This is a genomic window from Ochrobactrum sp. SFR4 (assembly GCF_019730395.1).
Taxonomy (GTDB): Bacteria; Pseudomonadota; Alphaproteobacteria; order Rhizobiales; family Rhizobiaceae; genus Pseudochrobactrum.
In genome coordinates this window covers 1-305 of the sequence record NZ_JAAPBB010000572.1, presented here as the reverse complement: position 1 = coordinate 305, position 305 = coordinate 1, and the positions used below count along the sequence as shown (strand labels likewise).

The 305-nt window shown below is 51.1% G+C and carries 1 protein-coding gene; it reads left to right on the top strand.

Translation table 11 applies throughout. The annotated features are described in order from the left end of the window. Positions 1-36 precede the first annotated feature (36 nt). A partial coding sequence (locus HBA93_RS20305) for a hypothetical protein (protein WP_286202095.1) occupies positions 37-305 on the top strand: 269 nt, incomplete at its 3' end.

The following is a 305-nucleotide window of genomic DNA, read 5'->3' as shown; positions in this document are numbered from 1 at the left end:
GCACGCGCCGTTTTATCTGGCTGCGCCATCAAGCTAATGGACGTTAAACCGAAGGAATGGACTTGGCTCGATCTGCTCAATGAGACAAGGCAGGATCAGGAAACCTTGCTGCGTATAATGCTGCGCTATCAGCGCGGTTCCGACATTTATCTTGCTGCCGATTACAAGCAAGTCATGTCCACACTCGGCCAGCTCGAAACCAAAATGCGTTTGTTGGAAATGCTGGCTACAGCATGGCCGGATTATCATGGCCGCGAACGATTTTTCCTGCGCGACTGGCTCGTCAAAAAAACAGATCAACGCAC